Annotated in this window: 24 protein-coding genes; 16 read left to right on the forward strand and 8 right to left on the reverse strand. The window is 69.4% G+C overall.

The genetic code is table 11. From position 1 onward, the window contains the following. Window positions 1–3: 3 nt before the first annotated feature. Window positions 4–978, forward strand: coding sequence for an ABC transporter ATP-binding protein (locus tag CEG14_RS04750; protein WP_094825287.1), 975 nt, complete (start codon window positions 4–6; stop codon window positions 976–978). Further along, a complete protein-coding gene (locus tag CEG14_RS04755) occupies window positions 975–1,964 on the forward strand; it encodes an ABC transporter ATP-binding protein (RefSeq protein WP_094825171.1) in 990 nt (329 codons plus the stop codon). The genes CEG14_RS04750 and CEG14_RS04755 overlap by 4 nt, the downstream gene beginning before the upstream one ends. A gap of 286 nt (window positions 1,965–2,250) precedes the next feature. On the opposite strand, the gene CEG14_RS04760 is transcribed toward CEG14_RS04755, so the two are convergent. Next, window positions 2,251–2,784 carry a hypothetical protein gene (locus tag CEG14_RS04760; protein ID WP_094825172.1) on the reverse strand — a complete coding sequence of 178 codons (534 nt, stop codon included), beginning with the start codon at window positions 2,782–2,784 and terminating at the stop codon, window positions 2,251–2,253. A 143-nt stretch (window positions 2,785–2,927) separates the two neighbouring features. On the opposite strand from CEG14_RS04760, the gene CEG14_RS04765 reads away from it, so the two are divergent. From CEG14_RS04765 to CEG14_RS04780, 4 genes are all read left to right on the forward strand, one after another. Beyond that, window positions 2,928–3,788 carry a DMT family transporter gene (locus CEG14_RS04765; protein WP_094825288.1) on the forward strand — a complete coding sequence of 287 codons (861 nt, stop codon included), beginning with the start codon at window positions 2,928–2,930 and terminating at the stop codon, window positions 3,786–3,788. 78 nt (window positions 3,789–3,866) lie between these two features. Continuing rightward, entirely contained in the window at window positions 3,867–5,540 is a 1,674-nt protein-coding gene (gene ettA, locus CEG14_RS04770; protein ID WP_094825173.1) for an energy-dependent translational throttle protein EttA, read from the forward strand. Between the two features lie 126 nt (window positions 5,541–5,666). Continuing rightward, the gene (locus CEG14_RS04775; protein WP_094825174.1) at window positions 5,667–6,206 is read left to right on the forward strand and encodes an isochorismatase family protein; all 540 of its coding nucleotides are present in this window, start codon (window positions 5,667–5,669) and stop codon (window positions 6,204–6,206) included. A gap of 244 nt (window positions 6,207–6,450) precedes the next feature. Then, window positions 6,451–6,672, forward strand: coding sequence for a glycine zipper 2TM domain-containing protein (locus CEG14_RS04780; protein ID WP_094825175.1), 222 nt, complete (start codon window positions 6,451–6,453; stop codon window positions 6,670–6,672). Between the two features lie 107 nt (window positions 6,673–6,779). Here CEG14_RS04780 and CEG14_RS04785 read toward each other — a convergent pair whose 3' ends face one another. The 3 genes from CEG14_RS04785 to CEG14_RS04795 all read right to left on the reverse strand — a co-directional run bounded on the left by CEG14_RS04785 (window position 6,780) and on the right by CEG14_RS04795 (window position 8,342). Beyond that, a complete protein-coding gene (locus CEG14_RS04785) occupies window positions 6,780–7,118 on the reverse strand; it encodes a hypothetical protein (RefSeq protein ID WP_256985577.1) in 339 nt (112 codons plus the stop codon). A 74-nt stretch (window positions 7,119–7,192) separates the two neighbouring features. After that, window positions 7,193–7,459 carry a translation initiation factor IF-1 gene (gene infA / locus CEG14_RS04790; protein WP_094825176.1) on the reverse strand — a complete coding sequence of 89 codons (267 nt, stop codon included), beginning with the start codon at window positions 7,457–7,459 and terminating at the stop codon, window positions 7,193–7,195. A 484-nt stretch (window positions 7,460–7,943) separates the two neighbouring features. After that, window positions 7,944–8,342: a GFA family protein gene (locus tag CEG14_RS04795; RefSeq protein WP_094825177.1), complete on the reverse strand. Its 399-nt coding sequence runs from the start codon at window positions 8,340–8,342 to the stop codon at window positions 7,944–7,946. 215 nt (window positions 8,343–8,557) lie between these two features. Between CEG14_RS04795 and phnC the strand changes: the two genes are divergently transcribed. The 3 genes from phnC to phnE are packed head-to-tail and all read left to right on the forward strand — an operon-like array spanning window position 8,558 to window position 11,278. Next, on the forward strand, window positions 8,558–9,385 hold the full coding sequence (phnC, locus tag CEG14_RS04800; RefSeq protein ID WP_094825178.1) for a phosphonate ABC transporter ATP-binding protein: 828 nt from the start codon (window positions 8,558–8,560) through the stop codon (window positions 9,383–9,385). 51 nt (window positions 9,386–9,436) lie between these two features. Further along, window positions 9,437–10,420 (forward strand): phosphonate ABC transporter substrate-binding protein, encoded by a 984-nt coding sequence (gene phnD / locus CEG14_RS04805; RefSeq protein WP_094825179.1) that lies wholly within the window; start codon window positions 9,437–9,439, stop codon window positions 10,418–10,420. Between the two features lie 60 nt (window positions 10,421–10,480). Next, window positions 10,481–11,278 carry a phosphonate ABC transporter, permease protein PhnE gene (gene phnE, locus CEG14_RS04810; protein WP_094825180.1) on the forward strand — a complete coding sequence of 266 codons (798 nt, stop codon included), beginning with the start codon at window positions 10,481–10,483 and terminating at the stop codon, window positions 11,276–11,278. A gap of 349 nt (window positions 11,279–11,627) precedes the next feature. Here the strand turns inward: phnE and phnN are convergent, their stop codons facing one another. Genes phnN through phnF form a run of 4 tightly spaced genes read right to left on the reverse strand, consistent with a single transcriptional unit; the run spans window position 11,628 to window position 14,900 of the window. Then, complete coding sequence (phnN, locus tag CEG14_RS04815) at window positions 11,628–12,176, reverse strand: phosphonate metabolism protein/1,5-bisphosphokinase (PRPP-forming) PhnN (RefSeq protein WP_094825181.1); 549 nt, start codon at window positions 12,174–12,176, stop codon at window positions 11,628–11,630. After that, on the reverse strand, window positions 12,173–12,907 hold the full coding sequence (locus tag CEG14_RS04820) for a DUF1045 domain-containing protein (protein WP_094825182.1): 735 nt from the start codon (window positions 12,905–12,907) through the stop codon (window positions 12,173–12,175). The genes phnN and CEG14_RS04820 overlap by 4 nt, the downstream gene beginning before the upstream one ends. A 5-nt stretch (window positions 12,908–12,912) precedes the next feature. Then, window positions 12,913–14,112: an alpha-D-ribose 1-methylphosphonate 5-triphosphate diphosphatase gene (locus tag CEG14_RS04825; RefSeq protein ID WP_094825183.1), complete on the reverse strand. Its 1,200-nt coding sequence runs from the start codon at window positions 14,110–14,112 to the stop codon at window positions 12,913–12,915. 56 nt (window positions 14,113–14,168) lie between these two features. Continuing rightward, entirely contained in the window at window positions 14,169–14,900 is a 732-nt protein-coding gene (gene phnF / locus CEG14_RS04830; protein WP_094825184.1) for a phosphonate metabolism transcriptional regulator PhnF, read from the reverse strand. A 183-nt stretch (window positions 14,901–15,083) separates the two neighbouring features. Here phnF and phnG point away from each other — a divergent pair, with 183 nt between their 5' ends. From phnG to CEG14_RS04865, 7 genes are read left to right on the forward strand one after another with little or no spacing between them, the layout of a single operon-like run. After that, the gene (gene phnG, locus CEG14_RS04835) at window positions 15,084–15,548 is read left to right on the forward strand and encodes a phosphonate C-P lyase system protein PhnG (RefSeq protein ID WP_094825185.1); all 465 of its coding nucleotides are present in this window, start codon (window positions 15,084–15,086) and stop codon (window positions 15,546–15,548) included. Next, entirely contained in the window at window positions 15,548–16,156 is a 609-nt protein-coding gene (gene phnH, locus CEG14_RS04840; protein ID WP_094825186.1) for a phosphonate C-P lyase system protein PhnH, read from the forward strand. The genes phnG and phnH overlap by 1 nt, the downstream gene beginning before the upstream one ends. 1 nt (window position 16,157) lies before the next feature. Next, complete coding sequence (locus CEG14_RS04845) at window positions 16,158–17,300, forward strand: carbon-phosphorus lyase complex subunit PhnI (RefSeq protein ID WP_094825187.1); 1,143 nt, start codon at window positions 16,158–16,160, stop codon at window positions 17,298–17,300. Then, a complete protein-coding gene (locus CEG14_RS04850; RefSeq protein ID WP_094825188.1) occupies window positions 17,297–18,196 on the forward strand; it encodes an alpha-D-ribose 1-methylphosphonate 5-phosphate C-P-lyase PhnJ in 900 nt (299 codons plus the stop codon). Before CEG14_RS04845 ends, CEG14_RS04850 begins: the two co-directional genes overlap by 4 nt. Then, a complete protein-coding gene (gene phnK / locus CEG14_RS04855; protein ID WP_094825189.1) occupies window positions 18,193–18,969 on the forward strand; it encodes a phosphonate C-P lyase system protein PhnK in 777 nt (258 codons plus the stop codon). Before CEG14_RS04850 ends, phnK begins: the two co-directional genes overlap by 4 nt. A gap of 2 nt (window positions 18,970–18,971) precedes the next feature. Continuing rightward, entirely contained in the window at window positions 18,972–19,691 is a 720-nt protein-coding gene (gene phnL, locus CEG14_RS04860) for a phosphonate C-P lyase system protein PhnL (RefSeq protein WP_094825190.1), read from the forward strand. A 20-nt stretch (window positions 19,692–19,711) separates the two neighbouring features. Continuing rightward, window positions 19,712–20,908 carry an alpha-D-ribose 1-methylphosphonate 5-triphosphate diphosphatase gene (locus CEG14_RS04865; RefSeq protein ID WP_094825191.1) on the forward strand — a complete coding sequence of 399 codons (1,197 nt, stop codon included), beginning with the start codon at window positions 19,712–19,714 and terminating at the stop codon, window positions 20,906–20,908. The last annotated feature ends 26 nt before the right edge of the window (window positions 20,909–20,934 follow it).

The following is a 20,934-nucleotide window of genomic DNA, read 5'->3' on the forward strand; positions in this document are numbered from 1 at the left end:
GCCATGAGCGCACTATTGGAAGTGAAAAACCTGTCGGTGGAGTTTCCTACCCGGCACGGCACGCTCAAGGCGCTGGACGACGTGTCGTTCTCGATCGCGCCGGGCGAGGTGCTGGGCGTGGTCGGCGAGTCCGGCGCCGGCAAGTCCCTCACGGGGGCGGCCATCATCGGCCTGCTGGAGCCGCCGGGCCGCGTGAGCGGCGGCGAGATCCTGCTGTCGGGCCGGCGCATCGACAACCTCGGCGACGAGCAGATGCGGCGCGTGCGCGGACGCGAGATCGGCGCGGTGTTCCAGGATCCGCTAACCTCGCTCAACCCGCTCTACACGGTGGGGCGCCAGCTGGCCGAGACCATCGTCACGCACCTGCCCATGACGTGGAGCCAGGCGCGCAACCGCGCCATCGAGCTGCTGGCCTCGACCGGCATTCCGGCGGCGCGCGAGCGCATCGATCACTATCCGCACCAGTTCTCGGGCGGCATGCGGCAACGCGTGGTGATCGCGCTGGCGCTGGCCGCCGAGCCCAAGCTGGTGGTGGCGGACGAGCCCACCACCGCGCTCGACGTGTCGATCCAGGCCCAGATCATCGACCTGCTCAAGAAGCTGTGCCGCGAGCAGGGCGCCTCGGTCATGCTGATCACGCACGACATGGGCGTGATCGCGGAGACGGCGGACCGCGTGGCGGTCATGTACGCCGGCCGCCTGGCCGAGATCGGGCCGGTCGCCGACGTGATCCACCAGCCGCGCCACCCGTACACGGTGGGGCTGATGGGCTCGATCCCGAGCATGAAGGGGCATGTGGAGCGGCTGGTGCAGATCGACGGCAGCATGCCGCGCCTGAACGCCATTCCGCCGGGCTGTGCCTTCAATCCGCGGTGCGGCCGGCGCATGCCGCGCTGCACGCAGGAGCGCCCCGAGTTGTTGCCGGCGGGCACGTCCCGCGCGGCCTGTTGGTTGCATGATGTGGAGGAGGCGGCATGACGGCCCCCCTGGTTTCCGTACGCGACGCGGCGCGCTGGTTCGACGTGTCGCAACCCTGGCTCGAACGCGTGCTGGCGCGCAAGCCGCGCCAGATGCTGCGCGCCGTGGATGGCGTGTCGTTCGACATCGCCCGCGGCGAGACACTGGCGCTGGTGGGCGAGTCGGGCTGTGGCAAGTCCACGGTGGCGCGCATGCTGGTGGGCCTGTATGGGCTGACGCGCGGCGAGATCGCGTTCGACGGCCAGCCGGTGGCGCGCATGCAGGGCCGTTCCGGCCGGGCGCTGCGGCGCCGCCTGCAGATGATCTTCCAGGATCCCTTCGCCAGCTTGAACCCGCGCTGGCGCGTGGGCCGCATCATCGCCGAGCCGATGCTCACGCACACCAGCATGAGCGCGGCGGAACGCGAGATCCGCGTGGCCGAGTTGCTGACCCAGGTCGGCCTGGACCCGGCCGACCAGCATCGCTATCCGCACCAGTTCTCGGGCGGCCAGCGTCAGCGCATCTCGATCGCGCGCGCGCTCGCCGTGCGGCCCGAGTTCCTGGTGTGCGACGAGCCGACCTCCGCGCTCGACGTGTCGGTGCAGGCGCAGGTGCTGAACCTGATGAAGGAACTGCAGCGCGAGCTGGGCCTGACCTACCTGTTCATCTCGCACAATCTGGCCGTGGTGCATCACGTGGCCGACCGCGTCGGCGTGATGTATCTGGGCCGGATCGTGGAGGTGGCGTCGCGCGACGACCTGTTCGCCCAGCCGCGTCATCCCTACACCCGCATGCTGCTGGAAGCGATTCCGGACCTGGAGGGCACGGGCAAGCGCCGCACGGCCGTGGCCGGCGAGGTGCCCAACCCGCTCAACCCCCCGCCCGGCTGCACCTTCCACCCGCGCTGCCCCCACGCCAACGACCGCTGCAAACGCGAGGTGCCGGTCGCCCTGCCCACAGGCGCCGGCGTGGTGGCCTGCCATGCGGTGGAGGAACAGCGGATCTAGACTCCACGCTGCGCCTTGATGCCCCCCCGCGGGGGCGCCTCGAAAAACAAAGGTGTCAGACTACATTTTTGGTGGTTGCCGTCCGCGGAAAATGTAGTCTGACACCATTGTTGGAGTGCCCGTCTGCGGAAAATGCAGTCTGACACCTTTGTTGAAAAATGCAGTCTGACACCTTTGTTCTGGCGACGCGCTTCGCGCTTGCGGTGCTTGCAAAACAAAGGTGTCAGACTACATTTTTGCTGGTGCCCAGCAGCGAAAAGCCCGCTTTGGAAGCGGGCTCTTTCATTCAATGCCGGTGCGGGCTGGGCGGGACGGCGCGGCGCAGGGCGTCGTCGTCGGGGTCGTCCTGGTTGTCGTCGTCATCGTCGTCTTCGTCGTCCTCATCCTCGTCCTCCGGCGCTTCATCGGAGAAGGCGAAGGGCAGCATGTCTTCGAGCTCGTCCGACCAGGCGCATTCCTCGCCTTCCTGGTCGAGCTTGACGAAGCGCTCGCCCTCGACGAGCGTGATCTGCACCGCCCAGAGGTAGACGCAGTCGTAGGCCTGGCTGGCGCTGTCGGGCAGGCCGCCGCGGCCGCCGAGCAGGCGGGCGCCGGGGCCGCCCATCTGCACGTGCGGCTGGTCGTCGTCGGCCTCGTCGCCGTCGGTGTCCAGCGCCACGCCGAAGGTGGCCCATTCGGTGCCTTCCTCGGCCTTGCCCACCTCGACCAGCACCGGCCGGCCCAGGTACGCGGACATGGCGTCGGCCGTCTTGGCGAGCATGTCGAGTTCGGTCGTGCTGAACACGGAGAGCGAGGCGGGGGGCTGGTGCGTGGCGGACATGGCGGATCTGGGTAAGGGTGGAACGGGACCGGCGGTTCCCGCGTGCCCGGCAGGGTCACCGGGCGGGGGGCGGGTCCGAGAGCGTACTATGCGCGGGTTTTTTCCAGAATTTTGCCATGACCGCCGCCGCCTCACCCCGATTCATGCTGTATCCGCTCTTTGCCGCCCTGATCTGGTCGGTCAATATGGTGGTGACCAAGATGGCCGCCACCAGCATCTCGCCGGCGGCCATCGGCTTCTATCGCTGGGTGTTGGCGGCCGTCCTGCTCGCGCCGTTCGCCCTGCCGGGCACGCTGCGCCAATGGGACCGGATCCGGCCCAATCTGTGGCGGCTGGGCGTGCTGGGCGCGCTCGGCATGGCGCTCTACCAGGGCCTGGCCTATGTGGCCGCGGCCAGCACCACCGCCACCAACATGGGCATCATCACCGCGATGGTGCCGCTGCTCACCATCGGCGTGGGCTCGCTCGTGTTGCGCGAGCGGCCGGCGGCCACCGCGCTGATCGGTGCCCTGGTATCGCTGTTCGGCCTGGCCCTGCTGCTGGGCAAGGGCGACCCGATGCAACTGCTGCGCGCCGGCGTGAATGTCGGGGACGGGCTGATGGGCCTGGCGGCGCTGGCCTACGCGCTCTACGGCATCCTGTTGCGCAAGTGGTCGCTGCCGATCGGGCCGTGGCAGTCGCTGTTCGTGCAGGTGCTGTTCGGCGTGCTGTTCCAGATCCCCACCTTCACGCTGGCCGCGCCCTCGCCGCTGAATGCGGAAAACATCCCGCTGGTGCTGTACGCCGGCATCTTCCCCTCGCTGTTCGCGCCCTTTCTGTGGATGCAGGGCGTGCGTCATCTCGGGCCCAATCGCGCCAGTCTGTTCCTCAACCTGATGCCGGTCGGCACGGTCGCGATCGCCGTGGTGGCGCTCGACGAGGTGCCGCATCTGTACCACGTGGTGGGCGGCCTGCTGGCGCTGGCCGGGGTCAGCCTGGCCCAATGGCGGGGGCGGCGCGCCTGAGCGCGCGGGGTCGCGGGCGGGCCGGCCCCAGGTGGCCTACAATCCAGTCTTTCGCAATCTTCGTCCGTTTCAGAGTCCATGGCCCAATACGTCTACACCATGAACCGCGTGGGCAAGATCGTGCCGCCCAAGCGGCAGATCCTGCGCGACATTTCCCTCTCTTTCTTCCCCGGCGCCAAGATCGGGGTGCTCGGCCTGAACGGCTCGGGCAAGTCCACGCTGCTCAAGATCATGGCCGGCGTCGACAAGGAGATCGAGGGCGAAGCCATCCCGATGCCGAACCTGAACATCGGCTACCTGCCGCAGGAGCCCGAGCTCGACCCGACGCACACCGTGCGCCAGTCGGTCGAGGCCGGCCTGGGCGCCGTGTTCGCCGCCAAGCAGCGCCTGGACGAGGTCTACTCGGCCTACGCCGAGCCGGATGCCGATTTCGATGCGCTGGCCGCCGAGCAGGCCAACCTCGAAGCCATCATCGCCGCGGCCGCCTCGAGCGGCTCCGACGACATCGCGCACCAGATGGAGATCGCCGCCGACGCGCTGCGCCTGCCGCCCTGGGACGCCATCGTCGGCAACCTGTCCGGTGGCGAAAAGCGCCGCGTGGCCCTGTGCCGCCTGCTGCTGTCCAAGCCCGACATGCTGCTGCTCGACGAACCCACCAACCACCTGGACGCCGAAAGCGTGGAGTGGCTGGAACAGTTCCTGCACAAGTTCCCGGGCACCGTCGTGGGCGTGACCCACGATCGCTACTTCCTCGACAACGCGGCCGAGTGGATCCTCGAACTGGATCGCGGCTACGGCATTCCGTGGAAGGGCAACTACAGCTCCTGGCTCGAGCAGAAGGAAGACCGCCTCAAGCAGGAAGAGGCTTCCGAATCCGCGCGCCAGAAGACCATCAAGAAAGAGCTGGAGTGGGTGCGCCAGAATCCCAAGGGCCGCCAGGCCAAGGCCAAGGCGCGTATCGCCCGCTTCGAAGAGCTGTCGTCGTACGAATACCAGAAGCGCAACGAAACCCAGGAAATCTTCATCCCCGTGGGTGAGCGCCTGGGCAACGAGGTGATCGAGTTCAACAACGTCAGCAAGGCCTACGGCGACCGCCTGCTGATCGACAACCTCAGCTTCAAGGTGCCGCCGGGCGCCATCGTCGGCATCATCGGCCCCAACGGCGCCGGTAAGTCGACCCTGTTCCGCATGATCGCCGGCCGCGAGACGCCCGATTCGGGCGAGGTCAAGCTGGGCCAGACCGTCAAGCTGGCCTACGTCGACCAGTCGCGCGATTCGCTGGCCGATGGCAAGACCGTGTTCGACGCCGTCTCCGATGGCGCCGACCTGATCACCGTGGGCAAGTTCGAGATGTCGTCGCGCGCCTACCTCGGCCGCTTCAACTTCAAGGGCGGCGACCAGAACAAGATCGTCGGCCAGCTCTCCGGCGGCGAACGCGGCCGCCTGCACCTGGCCAAGACGCTCGTGGCCGGCGGCAACGTGCTGCTGCTCGACGAACCGTCCAACGACCTGGACGTCGAAACGCTGCGCGCGCTCGAAGACGCGCTGCTGGAGTTCCCCGGCAGCGTGATGGTGATCAGCCACGATCGCTGGTTCCTGGACCGCATCGCGACCCACATCCTGGCCTTCGAAGGCGACTCGCAAGCCGTGTTCTTCGATGGCAACTACCAGGAATACGAGGCCGACAAGAAGCGCCGCCTGGGCGAGGAGGGCGCCAAGCCCAAGCGCCTGCGCTACAAGGCGCTGAAGTAAGCCTCGCCCTTCGCGGCGGGTTCGAGAGGAGGCCGGCATGTCCGGCCTCTTTCTTTGGCGGCGCGGCCTTGGGGTACGCTCTGGGGAGGCCGTCCGCCGGGCGGCGATCGCACCGGAGTCTTCTTCATGAGCAAGCTGTTGCAGGCCGATGCGGCCACCCTCTTGATCGTGGACATGCAGTCTCGCCTGATGCCCGCCATCGACCGCGGCGAGGCGGTGCTGGCCGCCGCCCACAAGCTCGCCCAGGCGGCGCGCCTGCTCGACGTGCCGGTGGTCGCCACCGAGCACCACAGCCGCATGCTCGGCACCACGGTCGCGCCGCTGGCTGACACGCTGCAGTCCACCTTCCAGAAGATGCACTTCTCGGCGATGCGCGAACCCGGCTTCGAGGCCTGGCTCCCGCCCGCGCGCAAGACCATCCTGGTGGCCGGCTGCGAGGCCCACATCTGCGTGCTGCAGACCGTGATCGGGCTGGCCGAACAGGGCTACCGCGCGGTGCTGGTGTCGGACGCATCAGGCTCGCGCCAGCCCGCCGACCATCATGCGGCGCTGCGCCGCGCCCGCTCGGCCGGCGCCGACATCGTCACCACCGAGATGGCGATCTTCGAATGGCTCGAGACCTGCGAACATCCCCGGTTCCGCGACGCGTTACGCCTGGTTAAATAGGGGCGCATGGCTTGCAACAATCCCCGGGGTGTGCCCGTCATTTCCCATGGATGGACACAAAAATTGGGCAAACTTCACAGCAAATCGGGGACCCTTTTGCGATCCTGAAGGCTCTGAATCTATAGGGGCAACGCATGCCGCCATGGGGGCGGGATCGAAACTTGCGGGAGTCCACACCACCGCGTAACGGTCCGGCCGCCATCGGCAAAATGCGCGGTCCCTGGCACAACAATAGGAGCCGATCATGAAACTCGCTACCCTGTCCAAAGTCAGCCTTGCCGCCATCCTGGCGGTCACCATGGCCGGTTGTTCCTCCTGGGACGGCATGAGCCATCGCCAGAAGAGCGCCGTCGGCGGCGCAGCGCTGGGCGGTGTGGCCGGCGCAGTCATCACCAACGGCGGCGTGCTCGGCACGGTCGGTGGCGCGGCCCTGGGCGGCGTGATCGGCGACCAGGTCGGCAAGTAAGACGCCCCGCGTCTGCGCCCAAGCACAATGCCCCGTCCGGCGCGAGCCGGACGGGGCATTGTTTTTTGGGAGGCGGGCGGCCGGGGAGGGCCGGATGGGCGGGGCGCTCAGTCCTGGCGGGCCAGGTCGGCGCTGTCCTGCATGTCGGCGACGGCGCGCTGGTACAGGCGCTGTGCGTAGTCGACCTCGACGTCGAGCGACTTCAGGTGATATTCCTGGTCTTCGACGCAGTTGTCGTATTTGATCTTCGCTTCGTAATAGCTCAGGCCGGTGTTGCGCAGGCTATTGATGAAGGCTTCGCGCGAATTGCGCAATACGTCGAGGTTCTTCTCGCCGTAGTCGTAGATGTAGCGGGCCCGGGTGAGGCGGTCGGCGGCCTGGCGCAGCTGTTCGCGCAGCGCCTGCCCCCTGTCTTGCGTCACGTCGGAAAGATCCTGGTCCATCATGCCGCGCATCATACCCAAACGGGTCGACGTCCGTTCGGCAGGACAGAGCCAGGATTCCGGGCCAGAGCGCCCGATCAGCGGCGATGCTGGGGACGGGAAGCCGGGGGCGGACCGCCGCGCTCGTCTTTGTGACGGAAGTTGATGCGGCCCTTGGTCAGGTCATAGGGCGACATTTCCAGGGTCACGCGGTCACCCGCCAGGATGCGGATGCGGTGCTTGCGGATGCGGCCGGATGCGTAAGCACCCACTTCGACGCCATTGTCCAGCGTCACGCGGTAGCGGCTATCGGGCAGGACTTCGTCTACCACGCCATTCAGTTCGATGAGTTCTTCTTTCGCCATCTTGTATATCTCCTTGTCAAGCGCGGCGGGGCGGTGGCAACCGCGAGTGCTACGCAGCGATCCCAGACGGGGGACAGATTGAATCCAAGCGCAAACGCCGGATACCGACTCGGGTACGGGCCATGGGACCTGACCGGAGCCAGGAGGGGGCGGGTACTCGCCGCTGGGGCAGTGTGCGCCAGGTGGCGCGGCTAGGTCGCGACGGAAAAAACCAACCGTCGGAAGAAGCTGTGGAGATGCCGGGTAACGGTAAAACCGCCGCGAGGCATCCTGGGAAAGCCGCCAATGCTGCCTCGGCGACCGCGTAAAGACACGAACCGGGTAACGGCAGAAAAACGGCTTCCTGCGGAAAATCAACACCTTATTGTAGCGTGGATACCACGTTTTCGCCACCCAGCGGTCATTCCTGACCGCAATGTGGGCGGATCCGTGGCGTCACTGCCACACCGGCCGTCTTCCGGGCCGGGGAAGGCGCCGGCGCGGCTCAGGGCAGCGGTCCGGGATGCTGCGGCAGATCGTCGGTGATCTCGTACCAGGGCGCCTTGCTGGCCACGTGCACATGGCACGCCGGACGCACGCCCGGGTCGTCGTCGAGCGCGCCCAGCGGCAGCCCGTAGGCCTCGGGATGGGCATCGAAGCGCGACAGCAGGGGCGTGCCGCAGGCGCTGCAGAAGCCGCGGTAGGTGCCCGGCGAGGAGCTGTACCAGGTGATGTCGCTTTCGCCGCGGGTCCACTTGAACGCGTCCGTCGGCACCGAGGCGTGGCTGCGGAACGCGCCGCCCTGGGCCTTGCGGCACATCGAACAGTGGCAATTGAGCGCATCCGAGAGCGCGCCGTCGATCTCGTAGGCCACGCGGCCACACAAGCAGGATCCATGCAACATGATGTAGACGTCCGGTACGGAAGTGGATCGATGCAATACATGGTGACTATACCGAGAACCGCGCCAGCCGGGGCTCGCGGCCGATTGTGACGGCCAGGTTTCAAGACCTGTTCCGACCCTGTCATTTTTCTGGCATCGGACATGCGCGGCGTCATCAGCCGGTCACTCCCCGCCCACAAAATGCCCAGCGTCAACGAACACCAAGGGGTCGTGCCATGCCGAACTACGCCATCGAAGTCGAAGGCCTGTCCAAAACCTTCGCCGGCAAGCCGGCGCTGCAGCGCATCGATCTGCGCATCGAGGAGGGCGAGATGGTGGCCCTGCTCGGCGCCTCCGGTTCGGGCAAGTCCACGCTGCTGCGCCACCTGGCCGGCTTCGTGGCGGGCGATGCCGGCTCGGGCCGCGTCACGGTCAACGGCACGCTGATCCAGCAGTCGGGCCGCATGAGCCGCGGCGTGCGCCGCGCCCGCGCCGGCATCGGCTTCGTGTTCCAGCAATTCAACCTGGTGGGCCGCCTGCCCGTCATCACCAACGTGCTCACCGGCATGCTGCCGCGCGTGCCGCTGTGGCGCAGCCTGCTGCGCGTGTTCCGCCGCGACGAGATCGCGATCGGCTGCGAGGCGCTGGCGCAGGTCGGCATCGGCGACCACGCCTGGCAGCGCGCGTCCACGCTCTCGGGCGGCCAGCAGCAGCGCGCCGCCATCGCCCGCACGCTGGTGCAGAACGCCCGCGTGATCCTGGCCGACGAGCCCATCGCCTCGCTCGATCCCGAATCGTCGCGCCGCGTGATGGACACGCTGGCCCAGATCAATCGCGACCGCGGCGTGGCCGTGGTGGTGTCGCTGCACCAGGTCGATGTGGCGCTGCGCTACTGCCCGCGCGTCGTGGCGCTGCGCCACGGCCGCGTGGTCTACGACGGCCCGGCGCGCAATCTCACGCAGGCCATGCTGCAAGACCTCTACGGCGCCGACCTCGGCGAGCTGCTGCCGGCCCAGCCGGGCACGCGCGCGCCGCTGGTCGAGCCGGCGCTGGCGCTCGCCTGATCCGCAATCTTCCGCTGTTCTCACCCACCGGCTTACCTACGGAGCCTCTTCATGCTGCGCAGAACCTTCTGCTTCCTGCTGGCCTCGGCCGCCCTCTCCGCCGGCGCTCACGCGCAGGACAAGACGCTGAACTTCGGCATCATTTCCACTGAATCGTCGAGCAACCTCAAGTCGGCCTGGCAGCCGCTGATCGACGACCTGAGCAAGACCCTCGGCGTGCCGGTCAAGCCCTTCTTCGCCTCCGACTACGCCGGCATCATCGAAGGCATGCGCTTCAACAAGGTGCAGGTCGCCTGGTACGGCAACAAGTCGGCCATGGAAGCCGTGGACCGCGCCCAGGGCGAGGTGTTCGCCTCGGTGATCGACAAGGACGGCAACCCCGGCTACTGGTCGGTGCTGCTGGTCAACAAGGCGAGCCCGCTCAACAGCGTCGAAGACGTGATCAAGCAGGGCAAGTCGCTCAGCTACGGCGCCGGCGACCCCAACTCGACCTCGGGCACGCTGGTGCCGGGCTACTACCTCTGGGCGCACAACAAGGTCGATCCCAAGACCCTGTTCAAGAACGTGCGCGTGAGCAACCACGAAACCAACCTGCTGTCGGTCATCAACGGCCAGGTCGACGTGGCGGTGGCCAACACCGAGGCGCTCGAACGCTACCGCATCGCCTCCGGCAAGAATCCGCAGGACCTGGTCAAGGTGCTGTGGAAGTCGCCGCTGATCCCGGCCGACCCGCTGGTCTACCGCAGCGACCTGCCCGCCGACACGAAGACCAAGCTGCGCGACTTCTTCGTCAACTACGGCAAGGGCGCCAACGCCGAGAAAGAGCTCGCCGTGCTCAAGGGCCTGACCTACAAGGGCTTCCGTCCTTCCGACAACGGCCAGCTGGTGCCGATCCGCCAGCTGGAATATGCCAAGGAAAAATCGCGTCTCGAGGCCGACACGGCCATGAACGCGGGCGAGAAGTCCAAGCGCATCGCCGACCTCGACCAGAAGCTCGCCGCGCTCGAGAAGCAGGCCGCGACCGTCAAGCAATAAGCGCCGGGGCCCGCGCCGCGACGACGGCGCGGGCCCGTCGCACCACCGGAAGAATCCTCCATGTCCCTGGCTGCCTCCAGCACCGTCTCCCTCACCGCCGGTCCCCGTTCGTCCCTGCCCATGATGCTTGCGTGGGCGGTCCTGCTCGCGCTGCTGATCGGCTCGTGGAACGGCGCCGACATGCGTCCGCTCGACCTGCTGCGCGACTCGGGCAACATGGCGCAGTTCGCCGCCGACTTCTTCCCGCCCGACTTCCGCGACTGGCGCATGTACCTCGACGAGATGGTCGTGACGGTGCAGATCGCGGTGTGGGGCACGTTCCTCGCCGTGGTGTGCGCGGTGCCGCTGGCGCTGCTGTGTTCGTCGAACATCGCGCCGCCCTGGGTCTACCAGCCGATGCGCCGCCTGATGGACGCCTGCCGCGCCATCAACGAAATGGTGTTCGCGATGCTGTTCATCGTGGCCGTGGGCCTGGGCCCGTTCGCCGGCGTGCTGGCGCTGTGGGTGCACACCACCGGCGTGCTGGCCAAGCTGTTCTCCGAGGCCGTCGAGGCCATCGACCCGCGTCCGGTCGAAGGCGTGCGCGCCACCGGCGCCAATGCGGTCGAGGAAATCGTCTACGGCGTGATCCCGCAGGTGTTGCCGCTGTGGATCTCGCTGTCGCTCTATCGCTTCGAGTCCAACGTGCGCTCGGCCTCGGTGGTCGGCATCGTCGGCGCCGGCGGCATCGGCACCCTGCTGTGGGAAATCATCCGCAGCTTCCGCTACGCCGAGACCTGCGCCATCATGCTGATCGTGATCGCCTTCGTGGCGGTGATCGACATCATCTCCGCCCGCATCCGCGCCATGCTGATCTAGGCACCGGGCCGAAGGCGCGCCGTCGGCGTGCGCCACACACCCGAAAGGCCCCGCGCAGGGGCCTTTCTGCTTTGCGATGGCGGCCTTGGCCGGGCCGGATACATTCGTTTGCCGATCGGCGGGGCCCTTGCCACGCGACTGTCATCTGCGCCGCGCACACTGCCTTTCCCGGATCCGCGCACGCCTCGGCCGACGCGCCCCGATCCGCCCGAATCATTGCCGCGCCAACGCATCGGCGCGGCCACTCATGTGGCGTCCTTGCCAGGGTCCTGGCGGGACGCCACTTTTTTTCACTTGGGGAAGGCGCGCGGCCGGCCCGCAACGGGGCCGGCCGCGGCGCGCCGAAGCGCTAGCTCTCGAGCGCGCGCAGCAGGGCCTCGGCCGCGTGCTGCGGCTCGCTGTTGTTCAGGATGACCACGTGACGGCAGCCCGGCGGGACCGGGTAGTCGGTGGCGGCGCGCGCCAGGCGCTCGGCGATCTGGTCGGCGTCTTCGCGGCCGCGGCCCAGCAGGCGCGCGCGCAGCACGTCGGCGTCGACGCGCAGGCTGATGGCGGTGAGCCCGGGATAGCGGCGGTGGGCCTGTTCGAGGTGGGCGCGCGAGCCATTGACCACGACGGTGGCGCCGATGGCGAGCCAGGTGTCGATCTCGATCCCGATGCCATAGCGCAGGCCGTGGCTGTCCCAGTGCAGCGCAAAGCAGCCGAGGCGGGCGCGGCGTCCGAACTCGTCGGCGGGCAGATACAGCGAGGCCTCGTCGGCGCCGCCCGGCCGCGTGATGTAGCGGTGCGCCACCAGCAGGGGGCGGCGCGCCGGCTGGCGGTCGCGCAGCAGGCGCAGCACGGTGTCCTTGCCGCTGCCCGACGGACCCATCAGGTAGACCAGGCCGTCGCCGTTCATGTCGCGACCATCGCGGGCAAGAACCGCGCACCGGCGCCATCGTGGGTCGTGCCGTCGAAGCCGTAGTGGCGCGCCACCAGGAAATCGGCGCCCGGCTCGGGCTGCACGTACAGGCTCACGGCGCCGGCCGGCATCGGTTGCGCGCACAACGGTGCGCTCAGGCGGGCGAGGGCGTCGGCGGCCGCGGCCAGCGCGGTGTCCTCGAGCATGCCCGTGAGCGTGATGTGGAAGCGGAAGGTGTCGAACGCATAGGGGTAGCCCCATTGCGCCAGCATCGCGCGCTCGGGCTCGGGCAGACGCTCGGGCCGGCGGCGTGCGAGCTCGGCCTCGGTGGCCGGCGCGCGCAGCGGATCGAGCGCACGCACCGCGTCGTCGGCCAGCGCCTGGATGGCGCGTCGGCCGTCGGTGTCGTCGTCGGCGATGCACCAGGCCAGGAAGCCACGCAGCTGGCGCAGCGCCAGGCGCAGCGCGAAGGGCCGGTGGCGCGCGGCCAGCGATCGCAGGGCCTGGTCGAGCACCGCCGCGTCGCTGCCCTCGGCCAGCCGCAGCGGCGCCTTCAGGGTGGCGTGCAGGCCGTACAGCCGGGGCGCGGCGGTCCAGGCGGCGGGCGCCTCGGAAGCGAGCGCCGCGCCGGTGTCGGCGCAGCGGCCGAGCCAGCGGCTGCCCTGGTCCCACCAGGCGCCTTCCGGCGCCAGGTAGACCGCATAGCGATGGGCGGGGGCGTGGGCCATGGCGTTCAGGCGGCCAGCGCGGCCGCGCGTTCGCCTTCGAACTGGCGCGAGGCGTAGCGCAGCACGCCGCCCACGACCGCCGCGCACACGCGCGGCATGCCGGGCACGCTGTCGTCGACCACGATCAGGTCGGCGATGCGGCCGGGGGCCAGGCTGCCGCGGTCGCGCAGGCCGGCCGCGCGGGCCGGATTGGCCGACACCAGGGCCCAGGCTTCTTCGAGCGGCAGCACGCCGGTCTGGGCCAGTTGCAGCGCCGCGAGCAGCGGGGCGGGGTAGTAGTAATCGGAGGTGAGCACGTCGCACAGGCCGGTGCGCACCATCTCGGTGGCACCCGGCGCGCCGGTGTGGCTGCCGCCGCGCACCACGTTGGGCGCGCCGAACACCACGGCGTTGCCCAGGTCGCGCGCCACGCGGGCGGCCTCGGGCGTGAGCGGGAATTCGGCCACCTCGCAGCCCAGCCCGTGGTAGTAGCGGCGCGTGGAGGCATCGGGATCGTCGTGCGAGGCCACCTTCAGGCCGGCCTCGTGCGCGCTGCGCACCAGGTCGCGCATGGCGCTGGCGACGCGGTCGGCGCCGCTCATGGCCTGGCGGATGCGGTCGCGGAAGGTGTCGAGGTCGCACTCGGCGCGGTCGGCGTATTGCAGCAGCTTGCGGTCGTCGCCCAGGCGGCGCGCCATGCCGGGCAGGTGATCGTTGAGCGCCAGGAAGCGCACCCGGCCGGCGCGGATCCAGTCCTGGGCGATCGCCACGCCGTCGAGGTGATGGGTTTCGAAGCGCAGGTGCACGTAGTGGCGCGCGGCCAGTTCGTCGCGCAGCGCGTCGAGCGTGTCGAACATGCGCTCGGCGTAGGGCTCGCCGCGCAGCCCGCCTTCCCACGACAGCGTGACGCCGTGGAACTCGGTGGTGATGCCGTTGGCCAGCAGCTGGCGGTCGACGTCGTGCAGCGCGTTGCCGTACGGGAACGCCACGCCGGGGCGCGGCATCACGGCGCGCTCGAACGCGTCGCCGTGCAGGTCGACGATGCCGGGCAGCACCAGCAGGTTGCCGGCGTCGAGCCACTGACCGTTGCGGCGGGCGTGGCCCCCCGCGTCATCGATGAGGCCCGCGTGAAAGCGCAGGCTGGCGACGCCGGGCCCGGAGGGCGTCAGGATCCGCTGGCCGGTGATACCAGCCAGCATGGGCGCGGAAGCGGAAGAAGGATTCATGCGGCGTACCTTACCCATGGCACATTACAGCTAAATGTCTAGACGAATCGGGCGGGTCATGGAACGGCCGTTTCGTCGCTGATGACCAGCTGCACCCAGTCGCCGACGAAGCGCGTGAGGCTGTATTGCAGCGGCACGCCGGCCTGGTCCACGTTGAGCGATTCGATCTGCAGGATGGGCCGGGTCTTGGGTTGGCCCAGGATGCGCGTGACCTCGGCGCTGGGCAGCGCGGCGGTGATGCGCGACCACTTGCGGGTGTAGTCGCCCACCCCGAACCTGGCGTAGACCTTCGACACCGAGCGCTGTTGCGCCAGTTCGTCGGCGAAGCCCGGAAAGCGGCGCTCGTCGAAATAATGCTCCGACACGTTGATCGCGGTGTCTTCGGCCTTGCCGATCAGTTGCACGCGCAGCAGCGGATGGCTGCGCGGCAGGCCCAGGTGGCGGGCGATCTCGGCATTGCGCAGGACCAGGCTGTCGAGCACCTCGACGTGGCCGTGCAGGCCCTGGTTGCGAAGGTTCTCGGAGAAACGGGTGCGGCGGCCGATCACATAATCGATCGCGTGCTCCTGCACGAAGGTGCCGCGGCCCTGCTCGATGCGCACCAGGCCGTGCTGCTCGAGCTCGGCCATGGCGCGCCGGATGGTGTGGCGGTTCACCGAGAAGCGGGCGGCCAGCTCGGGCTCGGGCGGCATCTGTTCCCCGGCGGGATAGCGTTTCTTGCGGATGTCTTCGGCCAGCTGTTCCCCGATCTGGCGCCATACCGCAATGCCGGAACCTCGTTCTACCATGGTCTTGTACCTGTCATGAGCACTACATATCGATTCGCTGAGATTGTGCACCATCGGCGCGCCCCGCGGCCGGCGCCGGGGCGTGCGCAGGTCCTTGTCATCAAAGCTTAATCCGGCTCTGGTCAACTGCCCGCATTGCTGCTTCAATTTGGATCTAGTCATCTAGACGTTTAGAGGATAAACATGCAATCGACGCCGACCTCGAACGAGCCCGCCGACCGCGCCGCCTGGATGCGCGTGCTGGCGCTGGCCGACCCCGACCGCCTCGACGTGCTGTACGACGCGCTCGAGCCCCTGCCCGACTACCGCGTGCTGCGCGAGCCGCAGACCGGCATGGCGATGGTGCGCGGCCGCAGCGGCGGCACCGGCGACCCCTTCAACCTGGGCGAAGTCACCGTCACGCGCTGCGCGATCACGCTCGATCCGGGCGTGATGGGCGTGGCCTACGTGCAGGGACGTGGCCGCCGCCATGCCCGCCAGGCCGCCGTGGCCGATGCGCTGATGCAGCTGCCCGACTGGCGCGCCCGCATCGAGCGCGACCTGCTCCAGCCCCTGGCGCGCGAACAGGCCGAGCGCGCCGCCCGCCGGGCCGGCGCCGCCGACCAGTCGCGGGTCGAGTTCTTCACCATGGTTCGCGGAGACGACTGATGGACACCCTCCTGCAATCCCGGGCCGCCGTGCCGCTGGCCGGCTTCGCCGATCCGGTGGCCGATGCCCAGCAGACCTTCCGCGCCGCGCTGCAGGCCATGGCCGCGCCGGGCCGCCTGTTTGCGCTCGCGCCGAGTTGCGCCGTGCCCCAAGGGCTGGGCGCGGCCCTCACCGCGCTGCTGCTGACACTGGCCGACACCGACACGCCGGTGTGGCTGCCGCCCGGCGCCAGCGCCGAGGCGCTGGCCTTCCTGCGCTTTCACTGCGCCAGCCCGCTGGTGCCGGAGGCCGACGCCGCGCGCTTCGTCGCGGTGCCCGCCGGTGCCGCGGCGCCGGCCCTGACCGAGCTCGACGCCGGCCAGCCTGAGTTTCCCGACCGCTCCGCCACGCTGATCCTGGAAGTGGCGCAACTGGGGCAGGGTGCGCCGGTGACGCTGCGCGGCCCCGGCATCCGCGACACCCAGCCCCTGCGCGTGGCGGGCCTGCCCGACGGTTTCTGGCGCGAGTGGCGCCGCAATCACGCCCGCTTCCCGCTCGGCGTGGACGTGTTCCTGACGTGCGGCACGCAGTTCTGCGCGTTGCCCCGCACCGCCATCGTGGAGGAATGACATGTACGTTGCCGTGAAAGGAGGCGAACGCGCCATCCTGAATTCCTACCGTCTGCTCGACACCTATCGCCGGGGCGACACCGCGTTGCCCGAGCTCAGCGTGGCGCAGGTGCGCGAGCAGATGCCGCTGGCGGTGTCGCGCGTGATGGCCGAGGGCGCGCTGTACGACCGCGATCTCGCGGCGCTGGCGCTCAAGCAGGCCGCGGGCGACACGCTCGAGGCGGTGTTCCTGCTGCGGGCCTATCGCACCACGCTGTCGCGCTTCGGCTATACCGAGCCGGTGGATACTGGCCGCATGCGGCTCGAGCGCCGCATCTCGGCCACCTTCAAGGATCTGCCCGGCGGGCAGATGCTGGGCCCGACCTACGACTACACCCAGCGCCTGCTCGACTTCTCGCTGATGGAACCGCGCGACACCGACCCGGTCGAGGCCGCGCCACTCACGCCGCCCGCGACCCCGCGCGTGACCGACCTGCTGGCGCACGACGACCTGATCGATCCCGAGCTGCCCGATCCCGACGCGCCGCCGCCGTTCGACCTCACCCGCGAGCCGCTCACGTTCCCCGCGCCGCGCTCGGCGCGGCTGCAGAACCTCGCGCGCGCCGACGAGGGCTTCCTGCTGGCGATGGGCTATTCCACGCAGCGCGGCTACGGCAACACCCACCCCTTCGCCGCCGAGATCCGCTATGGCCAGGTCGAGGTCGAGCTGATGGTCGAGGAGCTGGGCTTCGCGGTCACGATCGGCGAGATCGAACTCACCGAATGCCAGATGGTGAGCCAGTTCAGCGGCGCGCCGGGCGAGGCGCCGCGCTTCACCCGCGGCTACGGCCTGGTGTTCGGCTACGGCGAGCGCAAGGCCATGTCGATGTCGCTGGTCGACCGCGCGCTCAAGGCGCGCGAGCTCGGCGAGGCCGCCGATTCGCCCGCCAACGACCACGAGTTCGTGCTCTATCACAGCGACAACGTCGAGGCCTCGGGCTTCGTGCAGCACCTCAAGCTGCCGCACTACGTCGATTTCCAGGCCAACCTCGAACTGGTGCGCCGCCTGCGCGCCGAGCACGCCCAGGCCCGGGCCGACCGGCAGGCGCCGGCCGAGGCCGGCAGCGCCGCGCACCCCACCCCTGCCACGGAGGCCACCGCATGAGCCACGCCGACCCCCGCACCGACGGCGAATACAACTTCGCCTATCTCGACGAATCGACCAAGCGCATGCTGCGCCGCGCGCTGCTCAAGGCCGTCGCCATTCCCGGCTACCAGGTGCCGTTCGGCGGCCGCGAGATGCCGCTGCCCTACGGCTGGGGCACCGGCGGCATCCAGGTCACCGCCGCCATCATCGGCCAGGACGACGTGCTGAAGGTGATCGACCAGGGTTCCGACGACACCACCAACGCGATCAACATCCGCCGCTTCTTCGCCCGCGTCACCGGCGTGCAGACCACCGAGTCCACGCGCGCGGCCAGCATCATCCAGACGCGCCACCGCATCCCGGAAACGCCGCTGGCCGAAGGCCAGATCATGGTCTACCAGGTGCCGATCCCCGAGCCGCTGCGCTGGCTCGAGCCGAGCGAGACCGAGACGCGCACCATGCACGCGCTGGCCGAATACGGCGGCATGCACGTGAAGCTCTACGAAGACATCGCGCGTCACGGCCACATCGCCACCACCTACGACTACCCGGTGATCGTGAACGACCGCTACATGATGCGGCCGTCGCCGATCCCGAAGTTCGACAACCCCAAGCTCGATGCCAGCCCGGCGCTGATGCTGTTCGGCGCGGGCAGGGAGAAGCGCGTCTACGCCGTGCCGCCCTACACCCGGGTGCGCAGCCTGGACTTCGACGACCACCCCTTCGAAGTCGAGAAGTGGGACGGCGCCTGCGCCCATTGCGGCGCGACCGACAGCTATCTCGACGAAATCATCCTCGATGACCAGGGCACGCGCCGCTTCGTGTGCTCCGACACCGAGTATTGCGCCACGCGCCAGGCCGACGGCCACGTCGGCGCCGACGCGGCGCTGGCCCAACCGGAGCATTCGGCATGAGCGCCCATCCCTTGTTGTCCGTCCGCAACCTCACGCACACCTGGGACGGCGTGCACGGCTGCCGCGACGTGAGTTTCGACCTGTGGCCCGGCGAAGTGCTGTGCGTGGTGGGCGAGTCGGGTTCCGGCAAGAGCACCTTGCTGCAGGCGCTCTCGTGGCAGGTGGCGCCGCAGGAGGGCAGCATCTGGTTCGACACGCGCGACCAGGGACCGGTGTCGCTGGCCTCGCTCACCAGCGCGCGCCTGCGCCTGCTGGCCCGCACCGATTGGGGCTTCGTGCGCCAGAATCCGCGCGACGGCCTGCGCATGCGGGTCAGCGCGGGCGCCAACGTGGCCGAGCGCCTGATGGCCATCGGCGACCGCCACTACGGCGAGCTGCGCGGCGCGGCCGCGGAATGGCTGCGCAAGATGGAAATCGACGTCGAGCGTCTCGACGACGCGCCCACCCGGTTTTCCGGCGGCATGCAGCAGCGGCTGCAGATCGCCCGCAACCTGGTCACGCACCCGCGCCTGGTGTTCATGGACGAGCCCACCGCCTCGCTCGACGTGTCGGTGCAGGCGCGCCTGCTCGACCTGCTGCGCCAGCTGGTGGCCGACCTGGGCCTGGCCGCCATCATCGTGACGCACGACCTGGCCGTGGCGCGCCTGCTGGCGCATCGCACGCTGGTGATGCGCGGCGGCCGGGTGGTCGAAAGCGGCCTCACCGACCAGATCCTCGACGATCCGCAGCATCCCTACACCCAGTTGCTCGTGTCCTCCATCCTGCAGAGCTGACCATGACCGATCTCCAGAGCGGCCAGCGCACCCTGATCGCGGTGCGCGGCCTGAGCAAGACCTTCACGCTGCACAACCAGGGCGGCACGGCGCTGCCGGTGCTCGACGCCGTCGACTTCAGCGCGCACGCCGGCGAATGCCTGGTGCTCGATGGCCCGTCCGGCACGGGCAAGAGCACGCTGCTGCGTTGCCTCTATGGCAACTATCTCGCCAGCGCCGGCTCGATCCAGGTGCGCGACGGCGACACCCTGACCGAGCTCACGCAGGCGCCCGAGCGCGAGGTGCTGCGGCTGCGGCGCGACGTGATCGGCTATGTCAGCCAGTTCCTGCGCGCGGTGCCGCGCGTGAGCGCGCTCGACGTGGCGGCCGAACCGCTGCGCGCGCGCGGCGTGGCGGCCGGCCCGGCGCGCGACGCCGCCGCGGCGCTGCTGGCGCGGCTCAACCTGCCCGAGCGTCTCTGGTCGCTGCCGCCCGCCACCTTCTCCGGTGGCGAGCAACAGCGCGTGAACATCGCGCGCGGCTTCATCGGTGGCCACCCGATCCTGCTGCTCGACGAGCCCACGGCCTCGCTCGACGCCGGCAACCGCGAGGTGGTGGTGGCGCTGATCCGCGATGCGGTCGCCGCCGGACGCTGCCTGGTCGGCATCTTCCACGACGAGGCGGTGCGCCAGGCCGTCGCCACGCGCCTGCTGTCGCTGCGGCCCGCCGCGGTGGCGGCCTGAACCGAAGCAAGGAGCTGAACATGAGCAAGCGATACCTGACCGGCGCGCGCGTCGTGTTGCCCGATGCGGTGCTGAACGACGCCGCCGTGCTGATCGAGGACGGCGTCATCCGCGCCATCGATCCGGACGGCGCCGGTGGCGGCGTGGAGGAAGTGCGGCTCGATGGCCAGACCCTGATGCCGGGTCTGGTGGACCTGCATTGCGACGCCATCGAGAAAGAGGCCGAGCCGCGCTCGAGCGTGCTGTTTCCGCTCGACTTCGCGGTGGCCCAGGTCGATCGCCGCAACGCCGCCGCCGGCATCACGACGCCGTTCCACGCGATGTCGTTCGCCAACAAGGAATGGGGCGTGCGCAACAACGAGACGGCGGCCACGCTGATCCGCACGGTGCACGCCTTCCGCGGCCGCAGCCTGGTCGACAATCGCATCCACTGCCGCTACGAGGTCACCGACGCGGCGGCCGTGGACCTGCTCATGGCGCTGATGCGCGAAGGCGTGGTGGACCTGCTGTCGGTGATGGACCATTCGCCGGGCCAGGGCCAGTTCAAGACGCTCGAGGCCTATCTGAAGTACGTGATGGGCAACCATGCCATGACGCGCGAGGAGGCCGAGGCCGCCGCGCGCGCCAAGCTCGACGGGCAGGCGGGCGCCAGCGCGCGCGTGGAGCAGCTGCTGGCCGAGGCGCGCTCGCGCAACATCCCCACCGCCAGCCACGACGACGATTCGGTGCATCGCATCGCCACCATGCGCAACCTGGGCGTGGCCATGAGCGAGTTCCCGATCAACCTCGACACGGCCAAGGCGGCGGTGTCGTGCGGCCTGCCCACCATCCTCGGCGCGCCCAACGTGCTGCGCGGCCAGAGCCAGAGCGGCTCGATGCGCGCCATCGACGCGGTGCGCGCCGGGGTCGCGAGCTGCCTCTGCTCGGATTACCAGCCGTCCACCCTGATCGCCTCGGCGTTCAAGGTGATCGAGCAGAGCGACCTGACCCTGCCGCAGGCGGTGGCCCTGGTCAGCAGCAATCCCGCCCGCGCCTGCGGCCTGGACGACCGCGGCCGCATCGAACCCGGCCTGCGCGCGGACCTGGTCGCGGTCACGCTGGTGGGCGGCATGCCGCTGGTGAGCCACACGTGGTCCGCCGGCCGGCTGGTCTTCAGCTCGCACTATCCGGCGCTGCCGGTCGCGCCGGCGCGTGCCGAGTGTGCGGTGGCGGCGTGAAGACGTCCCGGGCCTGAGGCGGCGGA

The organism is Bordetella genomosp. 1 (assembly GCF_002261335.1).
GTDB lineage: Bacteria > Pseudomonadota > Gammaproteobacteria > Burkholderiales > Burkholderiaceae_B > Bordetella.

What these genes read in the sequence shown, in the direction of transcription:
- CEG14_RS04750 (WP_094825287.1), top strand. Translation starts at nt 4, where the DNA reads ATGAGCGCACTATTGGAAGTGAAAAACCTGTCGGTGGAGTTTCCTACC.
- phnL (WP_094825190.1), top strand. Translation starts at nt 18,972, where the DNA reads ATGACCGATCTCCAGAGCGGCCAGCGCACCCTGATCGCGGTGCGCGGC.
- CEG14_RS04755 (WP_094825171.1), top strand. Translation starts at nt 975, where the DNA reads ATGACGGCCCCCCTGGTTTCCGTACGCGACGCGGCGCGCTGGTTCGAC.
- CEG14_RS04775 (WP_094825174.1), top strand. Translation starts at nt 5,667, where the DNA reads ATGAGCAAGCTGTTGCAGGCCGATGCGGCCACCCTCTTGATCGTGGAC.
- CEG14_RS04780 (WP_094825175.1), top strand. Translation starts at nt 6,451, where the DNA reads ATGAAACTCGCTACCCTGTCCAAAGTCAGCCTTGCCGCCATCCTGGCG.
- ettA (WP_094825173.1), top strand. Translation starts at nt 3,867, where the DNA reads ATGGCCCAATACGTCTACACCATGAACCGCGTGGGCAAGATCGTGCCG.
- CEG14_RS04850 (WP_094825188.1), top strand. Translation starts at nt 17,297, where the DNA reads ATGAGCCACGCCGACCCCCGCACCGACGGCGAATACAACTTCGCCTAT.
- infA (WP_094825176.1), bottom strand. Translation starts at nt 7,459, where the DNA reads ATGGCGAAAGAAGAACTCATCGAACTGAATGGCGTGGTAGACGAAGTC.
- CEG14_RS04785 (WP_256985577.1), bottom strand. Translation starts at nt 7,118, where the DNA reads ATGATGGACCAGGATCTTTCCGACGTGACGCAAGACAGGGGGCAGGCG.
- phnH (WP_094825186.1), top strand. Translation starts at nt 15,548, where the DNA reads ATGGACACCCTCCTGCAATCCCGGGCCGCCGTGCCGCTGGCCGGCTTC.
- phnG (WP_094825185.1), top strand. Translation starts at nt 15,084, where the DNA reads ATGCAATCGACGCCGACCTCGAACGAGCCCGCCGACCGCGCCGCCTGG.
- CEG14_RS04865 (WP_094825191.1), top strand. Translation starts at nt 19,712, where the DNA reads ATGAGCAAGCGATACCTGACCGGCGCGCGCGTCGTGTTGCCCGATGCG.
- CEG14_RS04795 (WP_094825177.1), bottom strand. Translation starts at nt 8,342, where the DNA reads ATGTTGCATGGATCCTGCTTGTGTGGCCGCGTGGCCTACGAGATCGAC.
- CEG14_RS04820 (WP_094825182.1), bottom strand. Translation starts at nt 12,907, where the DNA reads ATGGCCCACGCCCCCGCCCATCGCTATGCGGTCTACCTGGCGCCGGAA.
- phnK (WP_094825189.1), top strand. Translation starts at nt 18,193, where the DNA reads ATGAGCGCCCATCCCTTGTTGTCCGTCCGCAACCTCACGCACACCTGG.
- phnC (WP_094825178.1), top strand. Translation starts at nt 8,558, where the DNA reads ATGCCGAACTACGCCATCGAAGTCGAAGGCCTGTCCAAAACCTTCGCC.
- CEG14_RS04845 (WP_094825187.1), top strand. Translation starts at nt 16,158, where the DNA reads ATGTACGTTGCCGTGAAAGGAGGCGAACGCGCCATCCTGAATTCCTAC.
- phnN (WP_094825181.1), bottom strand. Translation starts at nt 12,176, where the DNA reads ATGAACGGCGACGGCCTGGTCTACCTGATGGGTCCGTCGGGCAGCGGC.
- CEG14_RS04760 (WP_094825172.1), bottom strand. Translation starts at nt 2,784, where the DNA reads ATGTCCGCCACGCACCAGCCCCCCGCCTCGCTCTCCGTGTTCAGCACG.
- phnE (WP_094825180.1), top strand. Translation starts at nt 10,481, where the DNA reads ATGTCCCTGGCTGCCTCCAGCACCGTCTCCCTCACCGCCGGTCCCCGT.
- phnF (WP_094825184.1), bottom strand. Translation starts at nt 14,900, where the DNA reads ATGGTAGAACGAGGTTCCGGCATTGCGGTATGGCGCCAGATCGGGGAA.
- CEG14_RS04825 (WP_094825183.1), bottom strand. Translation starts at nt 14,112, where the DNA reads ATGAATCCTTCTTCCGCTTCCGCGCCCATGCTGGCTGGTATCACCGGC.
- phnD (WP_094825179.1), top strand. Translation starts at nt 9,437, where the DNA reads ATGCTGCGCAGAACCTTCTGCTTCCTGCTGGCCTCGGCCGCCCTCTCC.
- CEG14_RS04765 (WP_094825288.1), top strand. Translation starts at nt 2,928, where the DNA reads ATGCTGTATCCGCTCTTTGCCGCCCTGATCTGGTCGGTCAATATGGTG.